Consider the following 4,600-nt stretch of genomic DNA (forward strand, 5'->3'; position numbering starts at 1 on the left):
CGCCGGCGAGGCGGTGCGCGCGCTGCGGGCCGACGGACGTCGTCACATCGCGGTGGGCTCGCTGTTCCTGGCCCCGGGCTTCCTGCCCGACCGGGTCAAGGAGCTCGCGCTCGAGGCGGGCGCCGTCGCGGTCGCCGAGCCCATGGGCGCGCACGACGAGATCGCCCGAGTCGTCCTGGCCCGCTACGCCGTCGGCGCGGTCGACCTCGTCCCGCTCGAGGCGATGTTCGCCTGACCCGCCCACGCCACGAGGGGTCCACCGCGGTCGCGGTGGGCCCTTCGTGCGTCCGGTCGAGGACGCCGTAGGTTGGCGACCGTGCGTCCCTGGCTGCTGCTCGTCCTCGTGGTGGCCGCCGTCTCGGGCGCCTTCGCCCTCGCCGGGCTCCCGTCCCCGCTGCTCTTCGGCGGCCTGGTCGGCGGTCTCGTGCACGCCCTCGCCCTGCCGCGGATGCGGGTCGAGCCGCCGCGGCTGCTGTTCGTCGCCGGGCAGGCGATCATCGGCGTCACCGTCGGCGCGTCCATCGACTGGGGCACGCTGCGCGACCTGGGGTGGGACTGGCCGGCCGTCGTCGCCGTCACCGTCGCGACGCTCGCGCTGAGCGTCCTGGTCGGGCAGCTGCTCCGCCTGCACCGCGGCACCAGCGCGGTGACCGCGTCCTTCGCCGCCGTCGCCGGCGGTGCGTCCGGCATGACCGCCCTGTCGCGCGACCTCGGGGCGGACGACCGCGTCGTCACCGTCATCCAGTACCTGCGCGTGCTGGTCATCCTGCTCGCGATGCCGGCCGTCGTCACGATCGGCTTCGGCGCCGAGCAGTCCGACCCCGCGCTGACCGCGTCGGCCGGGTGGGACGACGCCGGCTTCGCCGCGCTGGCCGTGGTGCTCGGGCTCGTCCTCGGCCGGGTGCTGCACCTGCCGTCGCCGGCCGTCCTGGGCGGTCTGCTGGCCACGATCCTGCTGCTCCTGCTGCCGGTCTTCGACGGCGCCGTCGTGCCGACCGCGGTGCAGGGTGCGGGCTTCCTGCTCGTGGGCGTGGACGTCGGCCTGCGCTTCACGGCGTCCAGCCTGCGCGCCATCGGGCGGATGCTGCCGACCGCGCTGCTGGTCATCGCGCTCATCATCGTGGCCTGCGCCGGGCTGGGGGTCCTGCTGTCGGAGGTGACCGGCACGAGCCGGCTCGACGGCTACCTGGCCACCACGCCGGGCGGGCTCTACGCCGTGCTGGCCACGGCCGCCGGCACCGAAGCGGACGTCACGTTCGTCTCGGCCGTCCAGATGCTGCGGCTGCTGCTCGTCCTGCTGGCTGCCCCGCTGCTCGCTCGCCTGCTGCGCCGGCGCTGATCAGCCGGCCGCCGCGAGACGCTCCCGCTCGGCGGCGAGGTCGAAGCCGGGCTCGGGCCAGTCCAGGTCGAGCGACTCCAGCGCCTCGGCCAGCAGCGTGCCCACCGCCCAGTTGCGATACCACTTGTGACCCGACGGCACGACGTGCCACGGGACGCTCGCGCACCGCTCCGCGGCGATCTCGTACGCCCGCCGGTAGTCGTCCCAGCGCGCCCGCTCGTCGAGGTCGCCGGGGTCGTACTTCCAGTGCTTGGTCGGGTCGTCCAGCCGGGCCTGGAGCCGCTCGCGCTGGTCGTCGGGGTCGATGTGCAGCAGGCACTTGAGGACCGTCACGCCGTCGTCGACGAGACGCTGCTCGAAGTCGTCGATCGCCGAGTAGCGGCGCTCGAGCTCCTCGGGCGGAGCCAGCGCGTGCACCCGCGCGACCAGCACGTCCTCGTAGTGGGACCGGTCGAACACGCCGACCATCCCCGCCTCCGGGAGGCGCTTCTCGACCCGCCACAGGAAGTCGTGCTCGAGCTCCTCGGCGGTCGGACGCTTGAACGAGGCGACCCGGACGCCCAGCGGGTCCATGAGCCCGGCGACCTTGCCGATCGTCCCGCCCTTGCCGGACGTGTCCATGCCCTGCAGCACGAGCAGCACGCGCTCACGCGCCCCTGCCGTGCCGCGGGCGTAGAGCTGCTCCTGCCGCAGCGCCAGCCGCTCCCCCACGTCCTGCCTGAGGGCCTGCTTGCCCTCGGCCTTGCCGCCGTCGAACCCGGGCGTGGCCCGCGAGTCGTGCGCGGACAGGTCGAGCGGGCCGGACACCCGCAGCCGGGACGTGAGCGTGTCGGTCATGGCTCCTGCCTAGCACGAGCGTCGCGGTCCGGCCACGCCTACGCTGGGGCCATGTACGACGTCGCCCTGCTCATCGAGCACCAGCTGGAGCCCCTCGACGCCGACCAGGTGGTCGCCCTGCACGAGGGGCTGGACGAGCCGGTGACCTACCACGTGCTGCTGCCCGTGGAGTCGTCCACCGCGACGATGATGTCGTCATGATGGCGTTCGGCGGCGGCCAGGTGCTGCCGCCCACCGAGCCCGACACCCTGCGCAACCTCTCCCAGGAGATGCGCCGCGCCGGCCAGGCCGAGCTGGACGCCAGCGTCGCGCTGCTGCGCGGACGCGGGCAGCAGGTCACCGGCGAGCTGGCCGAGGACGACCCGCTGGACGAGCTCGTGGCGCTGGCCCGCCGGGTCGACGTCGCCGAGATCATCGTCATGACCGACTCGCACGCCGTCCGCGAGCTGCTGCGCCTGGACTGGGCCTCGCGCGCCCGCCGGGCCCTGGACCTGCCCACGCTGCACCTGCTCGAGCACGTCCCGTTCGACGCCCAGGCCCGCTGAGCCGGTTCGGAGCACGGTCGTACGCTGAGCGCATGGCTCACGACATCCCCGCCTCGAGCGACCGCGCGTACGACGTCTCCAAGACCGAGGACGAGTGGCGCGGCGAGCTGAGCGCCGCCGAGTACCACGTCCTGCGTGAGGCCGGCACGGAGCGCCCCTTCTCCTCCTCCTTCGAGACCGACACCACCGAGGCCGTCTACGCGTGCCGCGGCTGCGGTGCCGAGCTGTTCCGCAGCGACACCAAGTTCGACGCCCACTGCGGCTGGCCGGCGTTCTACTCGCCGCTCGCCGAGGACCGCGTGGAGTACATCGAGGACACGACGATGGGCATGAAGCGCACCGAGGTGCGCTGCGCGGCCTGCGGCTCGCACCTGGGCCACGTGTTCCAGGGCGAGGGCTTCGACACCCCGACCGACCTGCGCTACTGCATCAACGGCATCAGCCTGACCCAGCAGCCCGTCCAGGGCTGACCCCACGACGAGGCCCCCGGACGCGTGCGCGTCCGGGGGCATCGTCGTGCCCGGCTCAGGGCCAGAGCTGGGTGAGCTCGGCGACCGAGCGGGCCCGGCCGGTGTAGAACGGGATCTCCTCGCGGACGTGGCGCCGCGCCTCGGTGGCCCGCAGCTCACGCATGAGGTCGACGATGCGGTGCAGCTCGTCGGCCTCGAAGGCGAGGATCCACTCGTAGTCGCCCAGCGCGAACGACGCGAGCGTGCTCGCGCGGACGTCGGCGTAGTCGCGGGCCGCGAGGCCGTGGTCGCGCAGCATCGTGCGCCGCTCCTGCTCGGGCAGCAGGTACCACTCGTACGAGCGCACGAACGGGTACACGCACAGGTACGGCTTGGGCGCCTCGCCGGCGAGCACGGCGGGGATGTGCGCCCGGTTGAACTCGGCCGGACGGTGCATCGCCGCGTTGGACCACACCGGCTCCATCCGCGCGCCGAGCGCGGTGCGGCGGAAGGCGTTGTAGGCGGCCTGCAGGACGTCGATCGTCGGGCCGTGCCACCAGATCATGAGGTCGGCGTCGGCGCGCATGCCGCTGACGTCGTAGGTGCCGCGGACGACCACGTCGTCGCCGGCCAGCTTCGCGAACAGGTCGTCGACCTCCGCGGCCTCGGCCGCCCGGTCGGCGTCCGCCAGTGGCGTGACGAGCTTGAACACCGAGTAGAAGACGTACCGCGTGCTGGCGTTGACTTCCTCGGCGATGGCTGCGTGGTCGATGTCGCTCATGGCTCCATTCTGCCCCCGCGGCCCGAGCGCCGGCCGCGGGCTAGGCGGTCGCGAGCAGGCGCGCGACGGCCGCGTGGGCGTTGGCCACCACGGCCGGGATGCCGACCCCGCGGTACGCCGCCCCGCACACCTCCAGGCCCGGGACCCGGGCCACGGACCGCTCGACCACGTCGACACGCTCGAGGTGACCGACGTCGTACTGCGGCAGGGCCGAGCCCCAGCGCTGCACGTGGACGTCGAGCACCTCGGGCAGCGGGCCGACGGCGGCGGTCAGGTCGCCCAGCGAGCGCTCCACCACCTGCGCGTCGCTCAGCCCCAGCAGCGTGGCGTCGCCGACGCGGCCCATGGACGTGCGCACGACGGTGCGTCCCGGCACGTGCTCGGCGAGCCAGGGCCACTTGTGCGAGGAGAAGGTGGACGCCTTGATCGCGGTGCCGTCGACAGCCGGGACCAGGAAGCCGGTCCCGACGCCGTCGACCTGGCCGTCCAGGACGAGGCTGACGATCGCCATGCTCGCGTACTCGACGTCGGCCAGCGCGAACGCCGCCTCGGGCGCCAGGTCGGCGAGCAGACGCGACGTGGCCGGGCCGGGCGTCGCGACGACGACGAGGTCGGGCGTCCAGCTTCGTCCAGGTCGTGGGGCCGGGCC

General features: G+C 73.8%; 8 protein-coding genes. 5 read left to right on the plus strand and 3 right to left on the minus strand.

The genetic code is table 11. The features are described from left to right. Positions 1–235, plus strand: a 235-nt coding sequence (locus AC2W7G_RS09605) for a CbiX/SirB N-terminal domain-containing protein (RefSeq protein ID WP_485868233.1), incomplete at its 5' end; no start/stop codon positions are given. Between the two features lie 81 nt (positions 236–316). Beyond that, positions 317–1,339: an AbrB family transcriptional regulator gene (locus tag AC2W7G_RS09610; RefSeq protein WP_485868234.1), complete on the plus strand. Its 1,023-nt coding sequence runs from the start codon at positions 317–319 to the stop codon at positions 1,337–1,339. Here the strand turns inward: AC2W7G_RS09610 and AC2W7G_RS09615 are convergent, their stop codons facing one another. Then, a complete protein-coding gene (locus AC2W7G_RS09615) occupies positions 1,340–2,176 on the minus strand; it encodes a PPK2 family polyphosphate kinase (RefSeq protein ID WP_485868235.1) in 837 nt (278 codons plus the stop codon). It abuts the gene before it with no gap. Positions 2,177–2,227: 51 nt separating this feature from the next. Between AC2W7G_RS09615 and AC2W7G_RS09620 the strand changes: the two genes are divergently transcribed. The 3 genes from AC2W7G_RS09620 to msrB are packed head-to-tail and all read left to right on the plus strand — an operon-like array spanning position 2,228 to position 3,191. Continuing rightward, positions 2,228–2,377, plus strand: coding sequence for a hypothetical protein (locus AC2W7G_RS09620; protein WP_485868236.1), 150 nt, complete (start codon positions 2,228–2,230; stop codon positions 2,375–2,377). Next, positions 2,374–2,721 carry a hypothetical protein gene (locus AC2W7G_RS09625; protein WP_485868237.1) on the plus strand — a complete coding sequence of 116 codons (348 nt, stop codon included), beginning with the start codon at positions 2,374–2,376 and terminating at the stop codon, positions 2,719–2,721. Before AC2W7G_RS09620 ends, AC2W7G_RS09625 begins: the two co-directional genes overlap by 4 nt. Positions 2,722–2,753: 32 nt before the next feature. After that, complete coding sequence (gene msrB, locus AC2W7G_RS09630) at positions 2,754–3,191, plus strand: peptide-methionine (R)-S-oxide reductase MsrB (protein WP_485868238.1); 438 nt, start codon at positions 2,754–2,756, stop codon at positions 3,189–3,191. A gap of 55 nt (positions 3,192–3,246) precedes the next feature. Here the strand turns inward: msrB and hemQ are convergent, their stop codons facing one another. Together hemQ and AC2W7G_RS09640 are read right to left on the minus strand one after the other, a co-directional pair. After that, the gene (gene hemQ, locus AC2W7G_RS09635) at positions 3,247–3,951 is read right to left on the minus strand and encodes a hydrogen peroxide-dependent heme synthase (protein WP_485868239.1); all 705 of its coding nucleotides are present in this window, start codon (positions 3,949–3,951) and stop codon (positions 3,247–3,249) included. Between the two features lie 40 nt (positions 3,952–3,991). After that, positions 3,992–4,600: protoporphyrinogen/coproporphyrinogen oxidase (locus AC2W7G_RS09640; protein WP_485868240.1), on the minus strand; the 609-nt coding region annotated here is incomplete at its 5' end.

The organism is Aeromicrobium sp. PFPM2_SD2, assembly GCF_057364525.1.

What these genes read in the sequence shown, in the direction of transcription:
- AC2W7G_RS09615 (WP_485868235.1), bottom strand. Translation starts at nt 2,176, where the DNA reads ATGACCGACACGCTCACGTCCCGGCTGCGGGTGTCCGGCCCGCTCGAC.
- AC2W7G_RS09620 (WP_485868236.1), top strand. Translation starts at nt 2,228, where the DNA reads ATGTACGACGTCGCCCTGCTCATCGAGCACCAGCTGGAGCCCCTCGAC.
- AC2W7G_RS09625 (WP_485868237.1), top strand. Translation starts at nt 2,374, where the DNA reads ATGATGGCGTTCGGCGGCGGCCAGGTGCTGCCGCCCACCGAGCCCGAC.
- msrB (WP_485868238.1), top strand. Translation starts at nt 2,754, where the DNA reads ATGGCTCACGACATCCCCGCCTCGAGCGACCGCGCGTACGACGTCTCC.
- hemQ (WP_485868239.1), bottom strand. Translation starts at nt 3,951, where the DNA reads ATGAGCGACATCGACCACGCAGCCATCGCCGAGGAAGTCAACGCCAGC.